The sequence below is a fragment of the Lactococcus sp. S-13 genome (assembly GCF_004210295.1).
Taxonomy (GTDB): Bacteria; Bacillota; Bacilli; order Lactobacillales; family Streptococcaceae; genus Lactococcus.
Genome location: NZ_SDAK01000001.1, coordinates 1,571,903 through 1,589,254 on the forward strand (window position 1 = coordinate 1,571,903; position 17,352 = coordinate 1,589,254).

The 17,352-nt window shown below is 39.8% G+C and carries 19 protein-coding genes and 1 tRNA gene; 7 read left to right on the top strand and 13 right to left on the bottom strand.

Annotated elements, in window-relative coordinates:
- Positions 1 to 71: 71 nt before the first annotated feature.
- From mutS to EQJ87_RS07820, 3 genes are all read right to left on the bottom strand, one after another.
- Positions 72 to 2,594: a DNA mismatch repair protein MutS gene (gene mutS, locus EQJ87_RS07810; RefSeq protein ID WP_130124080.1), complete on the bottom strand. Its 2,523-nt coding sequence runs from the start codon at positions 2,592 to 2,594 to the stop codon at positions 72 to 74.
- Between the two features lie 53 nt (positions 2,595 to 2,647).
- On the bottom strand, positions 2,648 to 2,995 hold the full coding sequence (locus EQJ87_RS07815; RefSeq protein ID WP_130124081.1) for a YlbF family regulator: 348 nt from the start codon (positions 2,993 to 2,995) through the stop codon (positions 2,648 to 2,650).
- Positions 2,996 to 3,317: 322 nt separating this feature from the next.
- Positions 3,318 to 3,635, bottom strand: coding sequence for a helix-turn-helix domain-containing protein (locus tag EQJ87_RS07820; protein WP_130124082.1), 318 nt, complete (start codon positions 3,633 to 3,635; stop codon positions 3,318 to 3,320).
- A 133-nt stretch (positions 3,636 to 3,768) separates the two neighbouring features.
- Here EQJ87_RS07820 and EQJ87_RS07825 point away from each other — a divergent pair, with 133 nt between their 5' ends.
- The 4 genes from EQJ87_RS07825 to EQJ87_RS07840 all read left to right on the top strand — a co-directional run bounded on the left by EQJ87_RS07825 (position 3,769) and on the right by EQJ87_RS07840 (position 6,833).
- Positions 3,769 to 4,266 (top strand): hypothetical protein, encoded by a 498-nt coding sequence (locus EQJ87_RS07825; protein ID WP_130124083.1) that lies wholly within the window; start codon positions 3,769 to 3,771, stop codon positions 4,264 to 4,266.
- Positions 4,267 to 4,285: 19 nt separating this feature from the next.
- Positions 4,286 to 5,266, top strand: coding sequence for a DUF5067 domain-containing protein (locus tag EQJ87_RS07830; protein ID WP_190289061.1), 981 nt, complete (start codon positions 4,286 to 4,288; stop codon positions 5,264 to 5,266).
- Positions 5,267 to 5,507: 241 nt separating this feature from the next.
- The gene (locus EQJ87_RS07835) at positions 5,508 to 6,137 is read left to right on the top strand and encodes a DUF4230 domain-containing protein (protein ID WP_130124085.1); all 630 of its coding nucleotides are present in this window, start codon (positions 5,508 to 5,510) and stop codon (positions 6,135 to 6,137) included.
- Between the two features lie 249 nt (positions 6,138 to 6,386).
- Positions 6,387 to 6,833 (top strand): Hsp20/alpha crystallin family protein, encoded by a 447-nt coding sequence (locus EQJ87_RS07840; protein WP_130124086.1) that lies wholly within the window; start codon positions 6,387 to 6,389, stop codon positions 6,831 to 6,833.
- Positions 6,834 to 6,916: 83 nt separating this feature from the next.
- Here EQJ87_RS07840 and EQJ87_RS07845 read toward each other — a convergent pair whose 3' ends face one another.
- From EQJ87_RS07845 to EQJ87_RS07865, 5 genes are all read right to left on the bottom strand, one after another.
- Positions 6,917 to 7,813 (bottom strand): NAD(P)-dependent oxidoreductase, encoded by an 897-nt coding sequence (locus EQJ87_RS07845; RefSeq protein ID WP_255411633.1) that lies wholly within the window; start codon positions 7,811 to 7,813, stop codon positions 6,917 to 6,919.
- A 37-nt stretch (positions 7,814 to 7,850) separates the two neighbouring features.
- Positions 7,851 to 8,057: a hypothetical protein gene (locus tag EQJ87_RS07850; protein WP_130124088.1), complete on the bottom strand. Its 207-nt coding sequence runs from the start codon at positions 8,055 to 8,057 to the stop codon at positions 7,851 to 7,853.
- A gap of 73 nt (positions 8,058 to 8,130) precedes the next feature.
- A tRNA-Leu gene (locus EQJ87_RS07855) sits at positions 8,131 to 8,213 on the bottom strand.
- 170 nt (positions 8,214 to 8,383) lie between these two features.
- Positions 8,384 to 8,761, bottom strand: a complete 378-nt coding sequence (locus tag EQJ87_RS07860) for a DUF1634 domain-containing protein (protein WP_130124089.1) — start codon at positions 8,759 to 8,761, stop codon at positions 8,384 to 8,386.
- Positions 8,762 to 9,613 (bottom strand): sulfite exporter TauE/SafE family protein, encoded by an 852-nt coding sequence (locus EQJ87_RS07865; protein WP_130124090.1) that lies wholly within the window; start codon positions 9,611 to 9,613, stop codon positions 8,762 to 8,764.
- A 169-nt stretch (positions 9,614 to 9,782) separates the two neighbouring features.
- Here EQJ87_RS07865 and EQJ87_RS07870 point away from each other — a divergent pair, with 169 nt between their 5' ends.
- Both EQJ87_RS07870 and zwf read left to right on the top strand, forming a co-directional pair.
- On the top strand, positions 9,783 to 9,962 hold the full coding sequence (locus tag EQJ87_RS07870; RefSeq protein WP_130124091.1) for a hypothetical protein: 180 nt from the start codon (positions 9,783 to 9,785) through the stop codon (positions 9,960 to 9,962).
- Between the two features lie 91 nt (positions 9,963 to 10,053).
- The gene (zwf, locus tag EQJ87_RS07875) at positions 10,054 to 11,565 is read left to right on the top strand and encodes a glucose-6-phosphate dehydrogenase (protein ID WP_130124092.1); all 1,512 of its coding nucleotides are present in this window, start codon (positions 10,054 to 10,056) and stop codon (positions 11,563 to 11,565) included.
- A gap of 265 nt (positions 11,566 to 11,830) precedes the next feature.
- On the opposite strand, the gene EQJ87_RS07880 is transcribed toward zwf, so the two are convergent.
- Complete coding sequence (locus tag EQJ87_RS07880) at positions 11,831 to 12,358, bottom strand: YqeG family HAD IIIA-type phosphatase (protein ID WP_130124620.1); 528 nt, start codon at positions 12,356 to 12,358, stop codon at positions 11,831 to 11,833.
- Positions 12,359 to 12,554: 196 nt separating this feature from the next.
- Positions 12,555 to 13,691, bottom strand: coding sequence for a molecular chaperone DnaJ (gene dnaJ, locus EQJ87_RS07885; protein WP_130124093.1), 1,137 nt, complete (start codon positions 13,689 to 13,691; stop codon positions 12,555 to 12,557).
- Between the two features lie 231 nt (positions 13,692 to 13,922).
- On the opposite strand from dnaJ, the gene EQJ87_RS07890 reads away from it, so the two are divergent.
- Positions 13,923 to 14,603: an IS6 family transposase gene (locus EQJ87_RS07890; RefSeq protein WP_130122782.1), complete on the top strand. Its 681-nt coding sequence runs from the start codon at positions 13,923 to 13,925 to the stop codon at positions 14,601 to 14,603.
- Positions 14,604 to 14,624: 21 nt separating this feature from the next.
- On the opposite strand, the gene EQJ87_RS07895 is transcribed toward EQJ87_RS07890, so the two are convergent.
- Genes EQJ87_RS07895 through EQJ87_RS07905 form a run of 3 tightly spaced genes read right to left on the bottom strand, consistent with a single transcriptional unit; the run spans position 14,625 to position 17,346 of the window.
- On the bottom strand, positions 14,625 to 15,374 hold the full coding sequence (locus EQJ87_RS07895) for a C39 family peptidase (protein WP_130124094.1): 750 nt from the start codon (positions 15,372 to 15,374) through the stop codon (positions 14,625 to 14,627).
- Complete coding sequence (locus tag EQJ87_RS07900) at positions 15,361 to 16,086, bottom strand: aspartate/glutamate racemase family protein (RefSeq protein WP_130124095.1); 726 nt, start codon at positions 16,084 to 16,086, stop codon at positions 15,361 to 15,363. Before EQJ87_RS07900 ends, EQJ87_RS07895 begins: the two co-directional genes overlap by 14 nt.
- Before the next feature lie 33 nt (positions 16,087 to 16,119).
- Entirely contained in the window at positions 16,120 to 17,346 is a 1,227-nt protein-coding gene (locus EQJ87_RS07905) for a carboxylate--amine ligase (protein ID WP_130124096.1), read from the bottom strand.
- Positions 17,347 to 17,352: the final 6 nt, after the last annotated feature.

Here is a 17,352-nt window from a genome sequence, read left to right on the forward strand (position 1 = left end):
ATAGCGTTTTTTCTCTTTTAATTTTAACAATTCAACTCAAAGATTCAAAATCATTACCAAAAAAATTGTCCTCAAAGTAAATCTTTCAGTTGCCACAAGAAATTCAAAGCTTCTCTGGCCGTCATATTATCGACATTTTGCCCTTTGAGTAATTCAATGACTTCTGAGTAATTTTCATCAAAATCAAACAAACTTAATTGCTCTTCTGGCGCTTCTGTTTTCTTGGCAGGCACTGGTTTATTTTCCAACTTCTGCAAAATCAAATCTGCCCGTTCCAATAAATCCGCAGGTAATCCAGCAATTTTGGCCACATGAATCCCGTAAGACTTATCTGCTGGGCCTGGTGTAATCTTATGTAAGAAGGTCACGTTGCCATTTTGCTCAAGTGTGGCCACATGAACATTGGTCAAACCCTCTAATTCTTGCTCTAAATTCGTCAACTCATGGTAATGCGTTGCAAAAAGTGTTTTTGCCCCGATACGTTCATGGACGTACTCAACAATCGCTTGCGCAAGGGCCATCCCATCATAAGTCGCCGTACCACGGCCCAATTCATCGAAAACAATCAAACTTCGGCGTGTTGCTTTTTGGATGGCATGGTTGGCCTCAGACATTTCAACCATAAAAGTTGATTCACCAGAAATCAAATTATCACTCGCGCCAATACGCGTAAAAATCGCATCAAAAATAGGAAGTCCAGCACTCTGAGCTGGAACGAAAGAGCCTACCTGAGCCATGATGACCGTCAAGGCAAGTTGGCGCATATAGGTTGATTTACCTGACATATTCGGCCCTGTAATCAGCTGAATGTCTGTCTCTTCTGGTAATTCAATGTCATTAGGAACATATTCTTGAGCGCCCATTACCGCTTCTACCACGGCATGACGCCCTTGCTTAATTGTCACATTTCGTGAATTTTCCGTAAGCTTCGGCCGAACATAGCCATATTTTTCAGCCACCACAGCCAAACTTTGCAAGCAGTCAATTTCCGCAATCGTTTTTGCAAGCGCCTGTAAACGAGCAATATACTGCTCTGTCTGTGCACGAACAGTCATGAACAAATCATATTCTAACAAGCTTGATTTTTCACGCGCTTCTAACATAATTTCTTCGATTTCAGTCAATTCTTTCGAGCCAAAACGTTCAGAATTTTTTAAAGTTGCTTTACGATAAAAATAGTCTGGAACGCTTTCTAGCTGACTTTGTGTGACATGGAAAAAATAACCATCTTTGCGATTATAATCAATGCGCAGTGTAGAAATTCCTGTTTTAGCTTTCTCGTCTGCTTCTAATTTCGCAATCCAAGACGCACCATTTTGCAAAGCTTCACGATATTTATCAAGCTGCTCATCAAAACCAGCTTTGATAATGCCCCCCTCAGTGATTGTCCGCGATGCAGTATCACTAATGGCTTGATTGATAAGTTGAGCAAGCTCTGGAAGATGATCCAAGCGTTTTTCTAGATCTAAGAGCTGCTGATCGCCGAGGAGTCCCAAAATATTTTTGATGGCAGGTACATTACTCAAGGAATTCGCCAGTTGCAAAAAATCAACAGGTACAGCCTTGCCAAATGATACTCGGGAAGCCAGACGTTCCAAGTCATAAACCCCTTTTAGAGCCTCAATCAAATCCGAGCGTTCAAAGAAATGATCCAAGAAAATTTGCACAATGGTCATGCGTTTTTCAATGGCCTGCGCAGAAACGAGTGGACGCTCAATCCAAGAGCGCAGCATACGCGTGCCCATCGCTGTCTTTGTCGCATCTAAAAGCCAATAAAGCGTCCCATGTTTCTTATTTTCACGCTTGTTTGTCGTGAGTTCGAGCGAGGATTTTGTCGCAAAATCCATTTGCAAAAAATCTTTGATTTCATAATGCTCAACTTCTTGTAAATGACTCAAATCTCGCATCTGTGTGCGCTTGACATAGGCTAACAATTTTGAAGCAACTTGATTTTCAAGCCCTGTCAGTACGGACAAATCAATGAGTAAATTTTCCGGAAAATCATACTGTTTAGAAAGCAAAAGATTCATCTGCTTTTCGAGAATCTTGGCTTGATTTTCCTCTAGCTCAAATCCGACCACGATTTCACGCGCTTTAAGCGATGCAATCTCACCTACAACCGCAGAAAAATCAGGCAACTCAGTCACTCTAAACTCACCCGTTGACAAGTCCATATAAGCCAGGGTAAATTGATTTTTAGCACAATCAATAGCTACCAAGAAATTATTATCCACTGAATTTGAATGATCAATCGTTGTTCCTGGTGTGATGACTTGGGTCACCGCCCGTTTGACAATACCGACTGCTTTTTTAGGATCTTCCATTTGCTCAGCAACGGCGACCTTGTAGCCCAAATCAACTAACTTATCAATATAGTCTGCCGCCGCATGATGAGGCACGCCCGCCATTGGAATAGGATGTTCCGAATTTTTATTACGCGAAGTTAATGTCAGCTCTAAAATCTGCGCTGCATTCACCGCATCTTCATAGAAAAGTTCATAAAAATCGCCCATCCGAAAGAGCAAGAAGGCATCTGGATAATCTTTTTTGATGTCCAAATACTGTTGCATTCCCGGTGATATTTTTTCAGCCATTTTTTCTCTCTTCTTTTCCTTATTTTTACTGACGAATAAATTCGTCAGTAAATTTATTTATTGCTTTCCAACAAAGCATTTACTTTTTGCTCAATTTCACCAGTAATATGCTGAATCAAATCATTCACATTTTCTAATTTACTGACGTAATTTTCTACCAACGGATGCTGCTTCAGCTGCTTTTCAATTTTTTGAGCCGCTTGGGAAGTTGCTTTATAAGCTTCCATTTTCCCGATTTTTTGATACAAAACCGCCTCTTTTTGCAGTTTCTTCATTTCCTCTTGAGCCTCAAAAAGTGAACTTTCAGCTCTCAAAGCTGACTCCGCCTTTTGAAAATCTTGAACATAATCTAGACTTTCAATTTTTTTAACAAGCTGTTCAACCGTTTCATCATAGGTCATAAGAGTCCCCATTTTCGCATATTCTAGCTCATATTATATCACTTTTCAGTCCAAGATTCACTTTGCACCAAAAAGGAACCTGAGTGTTTCAGATTCCTGTTTTTCATTTTTCTTGTTTCTTTTCTTTAAATGCCGCAATAATTTGTTCAATCAGTGCCACTTGTGAGACTGTAAGCCCACTTACGTCAATAGATTTTTTCATGATGAAAGCTCCTTTCATCATAGGAGTTGTAAAACTTGCGGTTTCCATATAGAAAAAATGCTGACGCAACCTATCAATCAACTGGGACTATTACGTCAGCATTTTCTCTCTTTTATTTATCTATTCGTCAGTGTTTTCTCTTAAAGCATTCAATTGTTCAAATTCACCAACTAAGCGCAAGACAATCTGAAGTTGTTCATCCGTCAAAGTCGCCGTATTAAAAGCTTTATCATCCGAAAAACCCAACAAATAGTCAGCAGAAACATCAAAAATCTGACAGATTTTAATCAAAATCTCAATAGACGGATATTTTCGGCTGATCTCATAAGAAGAAACCGAAGCACCAACCACGCCCAACAAAGTCGCCAACTCGTTTTGAGTCATCTTTTTTTCCATGCGTAAAGCCCGCAGCTTATCGCCAAAATACTCCATTCCCATTTTTTCACTCCTTTTTTATTAAGAGTAACAAAGAAAAGTTGCCTTTTAGTTAAACAGTTGCCCTGAACTTGATTTTAACCTTGATTTAAAATATAATGAAAGTAGATACAAAATTAAATTTGGAGAAAATTTTATGAAAAAACTCAATATGAACTATCTTTGCTTAGTAATCGGTATCTCATCGATGATTCTCAGCTTTTTCGACGGCATCCGTGCCCTTTCTTTACCACTTGGGATAATCGGTGTTCTTCTAGCGATTATCTTTATAACAAAAAATAAGCAAGGTGGGAAAACTCTGTTGATTCTAGCTCTTATTATCTCGTTTTTATCCGTTCCCCTAGCGTATAGCATGACCGCTCTCAGCCACCATACCGATTACCCTTCTGTAGAGACCTTTCAAAAAGCCCTAGATGACAACGAAAACCTCACAGGAAAAACCGTCCGTTTTAAAGTAACTGATGTTTCAGCTGCTTCTGGATTTTACTCAGTCCGTGCAGGAGATGATATCGCTTTCTACATCAGTAAAACTGATATTAAAGGTATCCAAAAAGGCGATACGGTAACGATTAAAGTTAAAAGTAAAGCTGCAGATGTACTCGGGATTTATCTCATGAATGGCAAAGTTGAATAACAATTTCAAGGAGAATAAAATGAAAAAATTTTTACTAGTTGGCACAACACTGCTATCGCTAAGTTTACTTGTCGCTTGCGGAAATACTTCATCAAAAAACACTGTGAAATCTAGTTCTTACAAGACTAGTGCCGTGGAAAAGACTAAAAATTATACTTTACACAATACAGACTTTAAAGTTCCAGCTTCTTGGAAAGAAAAAGACGGAAAAGATGGTAGCGCCGTAAAATACTTCTATCCAAAAGAAGGCATGATGTTAACTCGATTCGCAAAAACTGATGAAACTATTATGGACCAAAGCTCACGTGAAGCCTATATTTCTGGTTTGAAATCCACCCCTGATTTTAAAAACTTCAAGGCTACAGGTGAAAACAAGTCTTCTGATAATAACTATGCTTGGAATATTTCTTTCACAATGGACGAGAAAGATTATCAAGGCGAACTTGTTGTAGCCGATGTCGCTGAAGGTCTACTAAGCTTTATGATAGCTACGCCAAACAATACTTACAAAAATTATCAGTCTGATTTCGCAAAAATCTGTCAATCTATTAATTTTTTATCACGAGATACAAATTATGATGATTCGGGTACAGACAGCTTATCTAGTGATAGTGGCTGGGATGATTCGACACATACCTTCACAAGTGATGACGGTATATTGAAAATTGACAAAACCGAAATCACTAATGATTACAATGGAAAACCTGCTTTTTGCGTCTACTTCACATTGACTAACAAGGGCGATGACACTGCAGTTTCTCAAATTCTCTTTCAGCAATTAGCACGCGTTCAACAACTCTCAACAAATACCTCTAACGATTTGGACTTCGCCATGATGTCACTTGACGCCCCTGAAAATCACCTGCAAGATAATATCAATCCCAATGGCACAATTTCTGGCTATTATCCTTTTGAACTCGAAAATACAAGTGACCCTGTTGCTATACAGTTGCAAAGAGATTTTCAAACGGTTGATACGTATAAAGTTCCTTTGCAGTAGTTCACAAGCTCCCGTTTGACTAGAAAAATAGTTTAGGTTACAATAAAATCTGTTACTAAATTTATTTTCTAGGAGAATTAATGTGAAAAATATTTTGCTAATCATTGCAATTTTGATTATGATAGGACTTTTATTCCTAAATCCTATTTTAGCTATAGTCGTTGGAATTATAGCATTTATAGGAATGAGGAAAATAAAATGAAGTCTAGCAACCAACATTTGAAAGTAAAACGGAGATCCTATGAAAAAATTACCCTTGTTTAAATTTTTGTCCTTGCGAGTTTACCTCTGGATTGTCATCCTCATCTTTATGGGTGGTGTCGCTGCCTATTGGGTTGGTCGCACCACAACAAAAAATGAGTCACAAAATGCCTCATATTCTACGGTAAAATACATCAAACAAGAAGATGAAACAGTTTTTCTTGCTGTTGGTATTCAAAATGTTGAAACTCAAAAAAATAATACAAAAATTCCTTGGACCGAAATTGGAGTCCCTCTGACCGAAAAAAAGGCAATCATCATTTTAAACTATGAAGCAAAGTTAGGGATTAGTTCACCGGCAAAAATTAAATCCACTGGTAAAACGAGCTATGAAATTACAATTCCAAGGTACTCCTTTATCGGTACTAAGTTAGACAAAAAGCACCCTTACAATCTTTATGATTCGAGTGGTGAACTCCTTAGTTATTCAACCCAAAACATTGATACTGGTGCACTTGTAACGAAGGCTTTGTCGACTAGTAAACAGGAAAGATATCTTAAACAGTATACCTCTTCCCTAGATAGCGCAGCTCAAAAATATTATACTACGATTTTCAAGGCTGTTGACCCTAAAATCAAGCTAACTTTCAAATTTTCTAGAAACTCATAATCAAATTAGCACTCTTTTAGTCAGAGTGCTAATTTTTTGAGCTTTTCTTTTGACACTCTGACCAATACTGACTATAATAGATAATGTAGGGTTGAGATAAGAAAACCCAAAAGATAATTTGAGTTTGTTCGCCTCAAAGCAAGGAAACAAAGTCAATTGAAAGCTTCACTTTTTGTTTGGAGCTACAATTTTCTCAATTTCTAAGTTTAAAGCAATCAGGCTCATCTTAAAATTAGAGGAGGTATTACAATGTCAAACGATTTGATGAACAATCAAAACAACTTGATGGATTTTGGAGATGATTTCTTTAATCATTTCGGTCGAAATCTCTTCAAACATGGCTTTGATTTTCCTGCTTCTAACCGTCAAATGACGATGAAAACTGATGTTTCCGAATCAGATACGGCTTACAGCGTGAAAATTGATTTGCCTGGTTTGAAAAAAGAAAATATCAACATTGAATATGAAAATGGAATGTTGAGTGTTTCAGGTAAACAAGAACAAGCGACCGAAGAAAAAAACGATGCGGGTGAAATCATTCACAGCGAACGTTACTATGGCTCTTACAGTCGTTCTTACCACTTACCAAATGTTGAACGCGATAATATTACAGCTAAATATGACGGTGGTGTTTTGACGCTCAACCTGCCAAAAACAGTACAATCCGAAAATAATCGTCGAATTGAAATCCAATAAGATAAAAAAACGTAGCTCTAGGGCTACGTTTTTTATTATTGAAAATGACTGATGGAGTTACCAGTAACTTTCTTTACTTCTTTTTATTTAGGACGCGCACCGTCTTGCCACCAAAGTTTAATAAGTGCTTGGGTGCCATCATTCTCAAAGCCCTTATCAGCAAGTTGATCATAGAGTTTTTTAGCACCAGCTGTTGCGGGCAACTCTAATCCCATTTTTTCAGCTTCTGCAAGAGCAATTCCTAAATCTTTGATAAAGTGCTTGACGAAAAATCCTGGGCTATAATCTTCTTTCAAAATCCGTGGTGCATAGTTCGTCAGCGACCAAGTTGATGCGCCACCTCCGCCAAGGGTAACGAGGACTTTTTCCATATCGAGTCCCGCTTTATCAGCATAGACCATCAGCTCAGACATTGCTGTCATGGTGCCTGCAATCCCGATTTGATTGGCCATTTTGGTGTGTTGACCGGAGCCAGCAGAACCTTGTAGCATAATGGTTTTACCCATTTTTTCAAATAAAGGGAGAGCTTTTTGGAAAGCAGCGTCATCTCCACCAACCATAATAGTCAGCGTACCATTTTTTGCTCCCAAATCCCCACCAGATACCGGGGCGTCAAGCGCTTGTGCACCAACTTTTTGAGCTTTTTCATAAATTTCTTTGGCCAATGTTGGCTCTGTCGTCGTCATATCGATCAATATTTTGCCAGAAAGGTCATTTTGGAAGATGCCGACCTCACCAAAATAGACTTCGCGGACATCTTTGGGATAGCCGACAATGGTAATGACAAAATCAGCCGCTGTTGCCGCTGCTTGTGGCGTTTCAGCATACACTGCGCCACGCGCAACTAATGCGTCAGTTTTTGATTTTGTACGATTATAAACGGTCAATTCGTGACCTGCGTCTAACAAGTGTCCTGCCATAGCAGCACCCATAACCCCTGTTCCGATAAATGCAATTTTAGACATCTTTGTCTCCTTAATTTGTGATTTTAGTGGAAAGCTCGCTTGCTGATAGAAATTAGTTTTGGTAATCTCGACGCTTTCGAGCTTTTTCACCCCGTAATCGTTTGATTTTTTGATTGCGGTAAGCGTCCAATTGATAGGTTTTTAATAATTTTTCAATGGCAACTCGAGAATTTCCTGTTGCCTCGCCAATACTTGATAAAGATTGTAATGGATTTTCATCAATCATTTTTTGTAATTCATCTTTTGTTAATCTCGTCATTATCTCTCCATTGCTTTTAAAAAATACAAAAAACGACTAGCAACCTGCCAACCGCCCTTTTATTTATTCGTTATGGGGAAGAAGGGATTTGAACCCTCACGCGATTTCTCGCACATGCACCTGAAGCATGCGTGTCTGCCATTCCACCACTTCCCCATGCTGCACTCAGCCAAACAAAAATTTTAATGGTGCTTAGCTAATCTTTTTCTATGATAACAGTTTCATGCTAAAATTGCAAGTTTCAAAGTAGGCTTTTGCCTCTGGTTTTTTTCTCAATATTTAGAGATTTAGGTGATAAAAAAACTGACAATTCGTCAGTTCTTTTTTTATGCACCACCGTGACCGATAATCATGGCGATGATTAAGATGATGAGTACCAAGCTTGTGATGATGACATAAAGTTTATCTCCTTCTTTAGTAAAGGAAATGATCGAGGCAACAACCCGCAAGACTGGTGTTAGAATGAGTAAAAAGAGACCAGCCATCAGCCAAGCTAACGCTCTAAATTCGACTAAACCAGTCAAAATTTCGTTAAATTTGTCCGGCCAGATGCCTTCTGGGTAACCAGAGTGGCCGCTCACAACAAACATAAGGATACCGATAATAATGACAACGGCACTGATAAAAACACCTACGCGGAGAATTTTTCCGATATTTCGCTCAATTTGGAGCAGTTCTTCTTTGGTCATTTCTTTATTTTTCATTTAAAGCGAAACCCCCAATCCTTTGAGTAACATTTGAATAGCCATAATCAAAATCACAGGAATAAAGATGATTCGAATGGTTTTAGCAGGTAATTTGGGCATAATTTTTGAGCCAACCGCAGCACCAGCAACGATTCCGATGGCAAGAGGGCCAGCTAAGCTGGGATTAACGTAGCCATTGAAAAAATAAACCGTGGCGGAGGCAGCTGCAGTGACGCCAATCATCAGGTTTGAGGTTGCTGTGGAAGCTTTGAGTGGCATTTTCATCATTGAATCCATGGCCAAAACTTTGAAAGCTCCTGAGCCGATACCCAAAAGTCCTGAAGCAACGCCCGCTCCGAGCATGATTGCTGCACCACCGGGTACTTTTTCGACTTGATAGGGAATCTCTTTGTTCAACTGTTTGTCGTAGTAACTCGAATTGAGCTTGAGTTTTTCTGAGATTTTGTCAGCCTGGGCATTCTGAAGGACTTCCTCACCTTTATGCAGTTTTTTCCACATATTGTAGCCTTGGAAAATCAGGAGACAGCCAAATAAGACGTTTAAAACGGTACCGTCAAAAAATCCAGCCAGCACAGCGCCAATCAATCCTCCAACGGTCGTGAAAATTTCCAAAAACATGGCTGCACGAACGTTAATCATATCGTCTTTCAGATAAGAAATCGCAGCCCCCGAACTTGTCGCAATCACAGCGACAATACTTGCGCCAATTGCATATTTGATGTCAACGCCAAAGAAGGTCGTAATAATCGGCGTGATAATAATTCCACCGCCAAGCCCCAAAATAGAGCCAAATGTCCCTGCTACGAAGCCCAAAAGCAACATAGAGAGCGTAAAAGCTAATAAAGACATAATAATTTCTCCAATCTTCCTCTATTTTACCAAATTCTGCTCAATGCTGCACTCTCCTTTGATTAAGTCTTGGAGGTTCTCTTCTTTATCCGCCCGGATTTTATGATATAATTTTACTAAAGATTGATGTTTCACAAAAATTTACGAAGCATTTTTACGGAGGAAAAAAATGAATAGACAAGAACTTGAACAACGTCTGCGTAGTGAATTAGCGATTCCTTTTTATAATGCTAAAATTGCAGAGCGTGATTATAGCGAAGCTGAATTTCAAGAGATGAAAGCTCAACTTCAAGCTGACATTGAGCAGTACGCTCATGATTATGTCAATGAAAGTAACGCCAACGGCTAGAGAATTTGCTGACGAAAATTTTTTGGCAGATCGTCAGCATTTCGTCAGTAAATTCTCTGCTTCCAAAATTTTTTAGAATCAGGAAAAATAAATGACCGAACAAAAACAAGTCCTTTTCACCATTTTTGGAGCAACTGGTGATTTGGCAAAACGTAAGCTCTATCCTTCTCTTTTTCGTCTTTTCAAAAAGGGCGAATTGGCTGAAAATTTTGCGGTGATTGGTACTGCCAGAAGACCCTGGACAGATGAATTTTATCGGGAAGTCGTTTTTGATTCCATCAAAGATTTGATGAGTTCAAAAACGCAAGCGCAGGATTTTGCCAATCATTTTTATTATCAAAGTCACGATGTGGGCGACAGCTCGCACTATATCAATTTGAAAAATTTGGGCGAAAAATTGCGTCAGCAGTATAAGACTGCGGGAAATCAGGTTTTCTTTTTGGCGATGGCCCCTCAATTTTTTGGAACAATTGCTGAGCATCTTAAGAGTCAAGACATCTTAACTGGCGAAGGTTTCGAACGTATTGTCATCGAGAAACCTTTTGGGACAAGCTTTGACAGTGCTAAAGCACTCAATGACAGTTTGGCCAAGGTCTTCAGTGAAGAACAAATTTTCCGAATTGACCATTATTTAGGTAAGGAAATGATTCAGGCTGTTTCTGCCGTGCGCTTTGCTAATCCAATTTTTGAATCGCTGTGGAATAATCAACATATTGATAATGTGCAGATTACCTTTGCTGAATTTATCGGCGTAGAAGATCGGGGTGGCTACTACGAAACTTCTGGTGCTTTGAAAGACATGATTCAAAACCACGTGCTGCAAGTGCTAAGTTTGATTGCCATGGAAAAACCTGAAAAATTTGACGAAAATCATATTGTCACTGAAAAAGTCAAAGCACTCAAGGCAATGCGTCAATATTCTCCAGAAGAAGCCTTGGAAAATTTTGTGCGTGGTCAATATGTCGCTGGAAATTTTGACGGTGAAGCTTACGCCGCTTACCGGGCTGAAGATTCTGTGGCGGTAGATAGTCGGACAGAAACTTTCGCTGCTGGAAAGTTCTTGATTGACAACGAACGCTGGTCTGGCGTCCCTTTTTACGTGCGTTCTGGCAAACGAATGACGGAAAAGGGCACGCGCATCAACATTGTGTTTAAACAAGATTCAGAAAATTTATTCGCTGGCAATTGCGACGATGAGCCTGCTCAAAATGTTCTGACCATTTACATTCAACCGACCGAAGGCTTCTCTCTTTCAGTCAATGGTAAAGCCGCAGGACAAGGTTTCCACTTAGAGCCTTTGCGCCTAAGTTTCCGCCACGATAGCGAATTTTTAGGAAATTCTCCAGAAGCTTATGAGAAACTTTTCCTTGATGTTCTCAATGGTGACGGGACAAACTTCTCCCACTGGGAAGAAGCCGCTCGTGCGTGGGAATTGATTGACGTGATTCGCAACGCTTGGGATGAGGACAATGCGCCTTTGCCAACTTATGCTGCGCGTACTATGGGGCCTGATGCCGCCTTCGATTTACTCGCCAAAGACGGTCGCAAATGGGCGTGGCAGCCTGATTTGTGGTATCGCGAACGAGGCTATTACGAAAAATAAGATGGAAAAGCTGACTTTTGGAGTCAGTTTTTTTATTTTCACTTAAGTTTTCCCCAGACTTTTACACAGTTTTCCACAAATTTGTGGAAAGGACTGCTGGTTTTGTGGAAAACTTTGCAAAAAAATCAGGACGATCCCGATAAATTCAAGCATTTTGCTGTGAATTAGTTTTTCCACAGTGGAGAATTTACTGACGTAAACCGCGCTAACATTCCGTCAGCATTTTCTCTAACAAAAAAAGCCTCCTATGGAGACTTAGTTGATTTTACAGCCCTTTTTTCCAGATTGGGGCTCCATCACGTGCGATTATTTTTTTCCACACCCGCCGCTCACGCCAACGATTGACTTGCGTACTCCAAGCATCGGATTCAACCAAAGGCTTCACCAAAATGCTGCGCACACCCGCACGATGAGCCGCACGAACATCCGTCATCAGCTGATCCCCGACCATGACTGCATTTTCAGGACGTTCATCAAACCGTTTGAGCGCTTTTTTGATGCCCCAAGAAAAAGGCTTCAGGGCGCGCCAGATGTACTCCACACCAAACTTTTCCACAGCGCGTGCCACACGCTCCCGCTTATTATTAGATACCACAATCACTTTTAAACCATTTTCGCGCATCTCAGAAAGCCAAGCCAAAAGTTCTGGCGTGCCATCTGGATTATTCCAAGCAATCAAAGTATTGTCCAAATCCACCATTACCGTACGAATCCCTAAATCTTTCAAACGCTGTGGATGTAATTGATAGACAGCTTCTACCAAAAAATCAGGCTTATAATTATCAATTTTCATGCCCTTATTATACCAAAATATCAGCAAAAAACCTGTTTTTTTCCTTAAAACCTCAGCAGAGCATTCCGTCAGCATTTTCTCTTGGGAGAATTTACTGACGTAAATCAATTTTGCCCCAGACAAACAAAAATGCTCAGAGAATTTGCTGACGTAACCAACATTGTCAGCAAAAAAAGCCGCCAAAGCGACTTTTTACTTATTTGAATTTATCAAAGAATCCTTTTTTACCTGAACCAGCGACTTCAATTCCGCTAGCCTTGGCGAAAGCTTGCAAAGCCTCTTTTTGCGCTGTATTCAAGCTCTTAGGCGTCACAATATTGATGATAACATATTGGTCGCCATTGCCAGAACCACGCAATTTTGGTGCTCCTTTACCTTTCAAACGGAAATTAGCCCCAGTTTGCGTACCAGCAGGAATTTTCAGTTTGACATTGCCATGTACCGTTGGTACTTCCACTTCATCACCAAGCGCCGCTTGCACAAAGTCCATCGGCATCTTGTAGTAAATTTCTGAGCCATCACGCTCAAATTTATCCGAAGCTTCCACTTGGAAGACCACATACAAATCACCGTAAGGGCCACCATTAACCCCTGCATCACCTTGACCTTGCAGACGCATTTTTTGTCCAGTTTCCACACCAGCAGGCACTGTCACCTTAACTGTGTGCGCCACTTTTTCATGACCAGATCCATGACAAGTTGTACATTTTTCCTTAATTTCTTTACCAGTTCCTTGGCAGACATCACAAACCGCTTGTGTTTGCATCCGACCCAAAGGTGTATCACGGACAATATTAATTTGGCCACGGCCGCCACATTTGTGACAAGTTTCAGCATGAGTACCCGCCTTGGCACCAGATCCCGCACAAGTGTGACACAATTCTTCACGAGTGTATTTCACTTGTTTTTCCACACCAAAAATAGCTTCTTCAAACTTCAGATTGATGCGATATTGCAAATCATCCCCCTGCCGTGGAGCATTCGGATTGACCTGTGCGCCACCACCGCCAAAGAAGCTTGAGAAAATATCCTCAAAGCCACCAAAACCACCAGCTCCGCCGAAGCCAGAAAATCCACTGCCCCCACCGAAACCGCCGCCGCCAAAGCCACCATTGGCTCCAGCTTCGCCATATTGGTCATAAGCCGCCCGTTTTTGCTCATCAGATAGCGTTTCGTAAGCTTCTTGAACCTCTTTATATTTATCCTCAGCCCCCGCATCCTTATTCAAATCAGGGTGATACTTTTTGGACATTTTACGATAGGCTTTTTTAATTTCATCTTGGCTCGCATTTTTGTCAACGCCCAGACGTTCATAATATTCAGTATTATTCATTTCTAAATTCCTCACTTCCTTTACACAATCAATTTTTCAATAGCACTATTTTACCACGTTTTTTCCCTTTTAGCAAAAAAATTAGCACTCTTTTTACAAGAGTGCTAATTTCATCCTAAAAACTCAAGTGCAAACTGATTTGTCCCTTGATAAATCGGGTTCTGTTGCGAAGTTTCCAAGTTTTCTAGATTTATTATAAAATGGAAGGGAAAAGAGAGCGAGGGGTTCCAAATGAATCATTTTAAGGGCAAACAATTCCAAAAAGATGTGATTATTGTCGCAGTAGGTTACTACCTCCGTTACAATCTGAGCTATCGTGAAGTTCAGGAATTGCTTTATGACCGTGGAATAAATGTTTGTCACACTACGATTTATCGTTGGGTTCAAGAATACAGTAAAGTGCTCTATCATCTCTGGAAAAAGAAAAATAGACAGTCCTTCTATTCGTGGAAAATGGATGAAACCTATATTAAAATCAAAGGTCGTTGGCATTATCTCTATCGAGCAATTGATGCGGACGGTTTAACCTTAGATATCTGGTTACGAAAGAAACGAGACACGCAGGCGGCGTATGCTTTCTTAAAAAGGCTCCATAAACAGTTTGGACAACCTAGAGTCATCGTAACTGATAAAGCACCCTCTATTGGCTCTGCATTTAGAAAGTTACAGAGAAATGGGTTATACACCAAAACAGAGCATCGAACCGTGAAATATCTCAATAACTTAATTGAGCAAGATCATAGACCAGTCAAACGTCGCAATAAATTTTATCGAAGTCTCCGGACTGCCTCAACCACGATTAAGGGCATGGAGACCATTCGAGGAATATACAAAAAGAACCGAAGAAATGGAACGCTCTTCGGCTTTTCGGTCTCTACTGAAATAAAAATTTTAATGGGAATAACAGCTTAAGAGGAACACGGGGCAGAAACGTTATTTTAAAATTTCAAACTTTGCAACAGAACCATAAATCGCACCCACAGTCGCTTCATCCAACCAATATTTTCCCTTAATCGGATCTGTCACATGAAATTCTTTTTTCTTGACATCATAGCCATCCAAAAGCACCGCGTGCGTATTCGCTACAACCTCATGCCCATAATAATCCGTATAAGTAATAGCTGGCGTTGCAAAATCAATTGTGACCCACATCTCAACGATATGTTCCTTCAAGACGCTCGCCTTAATCACATCCAAACTTTGCCCCGAAAGATTAGCAACCGTAAGCCCTTTAGATTGCGCAAAAGCCATCAATGCCTCCGGCCAAATCGTAGGAAATCCACCATCAGGAATATCCTCATTAGCCGTCCACGGATCTCCCGCATAACCACTATCCGGATCTCCACCCCAGCCAACTAAAGGCAAATCATTGATTAAATCCTCCGCAGATTGCCCCTGAGTTTTCCCGAAGTAAACGAGTGCATTATAAAGAGAAACCGTCTCACAAGCCTGATAAGCCCCAATCTTTATCTGATTGATATTTCCCGTTTTCATCAAAACATAATCACATTTTCCCGAATTATCCGTCTTAGTGAAAGTTTTTGAAGCTATTGTTGTCTTATCATTCCCATCATTTTTAGGATTAAAAACAAATTCTAATACGATAAAAACCGCAAGAAAACCGATAAATAAAAGAATGAGACTATACTTTTTCTTTAAACGTTTTTTCTTATTTGTGCTCATCTAGTAAATCTTCTTTCCCCATCATCAACAAGGTACGATGCACCGTTTCAGCCTGCGCATCAATAATATTAAACTCCCCTGCCAAATCATAAGTTTCATACAAGACTGACAACTCTGTACACCCTAAAATTGTTACTTCACAGTCCATTTTCAACGCTACATCGGCCAAAATTTCATGATAAAGCTCAAAATTCAAGTTTTTATTTTCTTTTACCTCTTGATAAATCAAGCGATTCACTTTTTCTTGCAATGCCTCATCAGGAATGACCCCCTCATAGCCCTGAGCTTCCAATTCTTCACGATAAACACCCGTCAAAATCGTTCCTTCAGTTGCTAATACAGCAATTCGCTTAGCCGTTGGAAAATTCTCCCCAATTGCTTCCACTGCAATTCTTGGCATATGCAAAATCGGAATCTTTGTTGACTTTTGCATCTCCTCAAAATAATAATGAGCCGTATTACAAGGAATCACAAAGAATTCCGGAGCCAATTGGCTATGAATCTTAATATCCTCAATCAACTTCTCTTCTGGATTTTCCAAAGAAGGATTCTTGATAAATTCCGTCCGATCAGGAATCGTCGCATGATTAACGACAATATAATTCAAATAATCCTGATCCCGATGAGCATCCGTTCGTCGATTTAACGTATGAACAAAACTCTCTGTTGCAAGAGTCCCCATTCCTCCCAAGATTGTAAAGAAATTTTCCATCAGGCTTCCCTCTTCTCATCTTTTTATTTTTTATTATTTACGAAAATATTCCTTAAAAGCCCCAATATAGCGATGAAAAGCATATTTCATCAAAAGATAACGCTTAGGCGAGTTATCCTTACTGTAAAATAAGGTCGTCCCATGATTACCTGTCCGGATAAAGCGACGAATTTCAGCTTTAAAATCAGGGTTAACATATTTAAGTAATACTTTTTTTGGCACACCTAGCCAAAGTTTTGAACCTTTACCATAAATTGTCTCTGTGAAAGGTTCATTGAAGATACGATCCGCCACCAAATAACGTGTCAGATTATAACCGTTCAAAGTCACATAAAACGAGCTTCGTCCTTGGCGCAAGTTGATTTCAAATAGCTTATAAGAACCATCACGCGGGTCATATTTCATGTCAAAATTAGCAAAGCCAGTATATTCAATCTTTTCCAAAAAATCTTGAATTTGTTGATAAACAGCTTCATTATAGTCCGGCAAAATCGCCACGTAATTCCCAATAGACTTAGGACTTGGGTCTTCCAGCAAAGGATGTCCCAGACACATCATCCGCACCTTGTGATTTTTATCCACATAAGCATTGAGCACGCGCATATTTTCATCGCCACCAGGGATAAAGTCCTGAATAATCATCTCATCAGGGTAACCCGCTTCATAACAACGATGAAGCATGAGCTTCATTTCATCACTGTCCGCAATCGTGAAAGCTTTCTTTTGCCCTTCAAACTGCACTTCCAAATAAGAAATTGAATTTCCTGGTTTCAAAATCATTGGGTAAGAAAAAGTTAATCCATCAACTAAAACATCAATTTCTGACTCAGGAGTGACCAAAACTGTTTTAGGATAAGGCAGATGATACTGTTCACAAATCTCGTAAAAATCAGGTTTATTTTCTAATTTTCGGTAAAGTGAATAGTCAATGTATGGGACTTCAAAAAACTCAGATAATTCTTCCCGATGTTTGGAAGTCATCAAAGCATAGCCATCGCCACAAGCAACCAAAAGATATTTTGTCTTATCATTTTGATGACTCGCCGCAAAATCACGCAACACTTTAATAAAAGTTTCCTCTTGATCAAAATGCGGATGACTTTGCACAGCAACAATTTTTGAAAATTTAGTGGGTGCCAACTCAGAAGCACTCAAAGCAATCGAAGTGACACCAAATTCTTCATGAAATGACCGCGCCATTCCATAAACGTTGATATCAGATCCTAGTAAAATCGGTTGAAACTCTATATTGTGAGACACAAAAAA

Coding starts and splice junctions, on each gene's coding strand:
- dnaJ (WP_130124093.1), bottom strand. CDS start 13,691: ATGAATAATACTGAATATTATGAACGTCTGGGCGTTGACAAAAATGCG.
- EQJ87_RS07820 (WP_130124082.1), bottom strand. CDS start 3,635: ATGGGAATGGAGTATTTTGGCGATAAGCTGCGGGCTTTACGCATGGAA.
- EQJ87_RS07890 (WP_130122782.1), top strand. CDS start 13,923: ATGAATCATTTTAAGGGCAAACAATTCCAAAAAGATGTGATTATTGTC.
- EQJ87_RS07865 (WP_130124090.1), bottom strand. CDS start 9,613: ATGTCTTTATTAGCTTTTACGCTCTCTATGTTGCTTTTGGGCTTCGTA.
- EQJ87_RS07870 (WP_130124091.1), top strand. CDS start 9,783: ATGAATAGACAAGAACTTGAACAACGTCTGCGTAGTGAATTAGCGATT.
- EQJ87_RS07880 (WP_130124620.1), bottom strand. CDS start 12,358: ATGAAAATTGATAATTATAAGCCTGATTTTTTGGTAGAAGCTGTCTAT.
- mutS (WP_130124080.1), bottom strand. CDS start 2,594: ATGGCTGAAAAAATATCACCGGGAATGCAACAGTATTTGGACATCAAA.
- EQJ87_RS07895 (WP_130124094.1), bottom strand. CDS start 15,374: ATGAGCACAAATAAGAAAAAACGTTTAAAGAAAAAGTATAGTCTCATT.
- EQJ87_RS07900 (WP_130124095.1), bottom strand. CDS start 16,086: ATGGAAAATTTCTTTACAATCTTGGGAGGAATGGGGACTCTTGCAACA.
- zwf (WP_130124092.1), top strand. CDS start 10,054: ATGACCGAACAAAAACAAGTCCTTTTCACCATTTTTGGAGCAACTGGT.
- EQJ87_RS07860 (WP_130124089.1), bottom strand. CDS start 8,761: ATGAAAAATAAAGAAATGACCAAAGAAGAACTGCTCCAAATTGAGCGA.
- EQJ87_RS07850 (WP_130124088.1), bottom strand. CDS start 8,057: ATGACGAGATTAACAAAAGATGAATTACAAAAAATGATTGATGAAAAT.
- EQJ87_RS07835 (WP_130124085.1), top strand. CDS start 5,508: ATGAAAAAATTACCCTTGTTTAAATTTTTGTCCTTGCGAGTTTACCTC.
- EQJ87_RS07825 (WP_130124083.1), top strand. CDS start 3,769: ATGAAAAAACTCAATATGAACTATCTTTGCTTAGTAATCGGTATCTCA.
- EQJ87_RS07840 (WP_130124086.1), top strand. CDS start 6,387: ATGTCAAACGATTTGATGAACAATCAAAACAACTTGATGGATTTTGGA.
- EQJ87_RS07815 (WP_130124081.1), bottom strand. CDS start 2,995: ATGACCTATGATGAAACGGTTGAACAGCTTGTTAAAAAAATTGAAAGT.
- EQJ87_RS07830 (WP_190289061.1), top strand. CDS start 4,286: ATGAAAAAATTTTTACTAGTTGGCACAACACTGCTATCGCTAAGTTTA.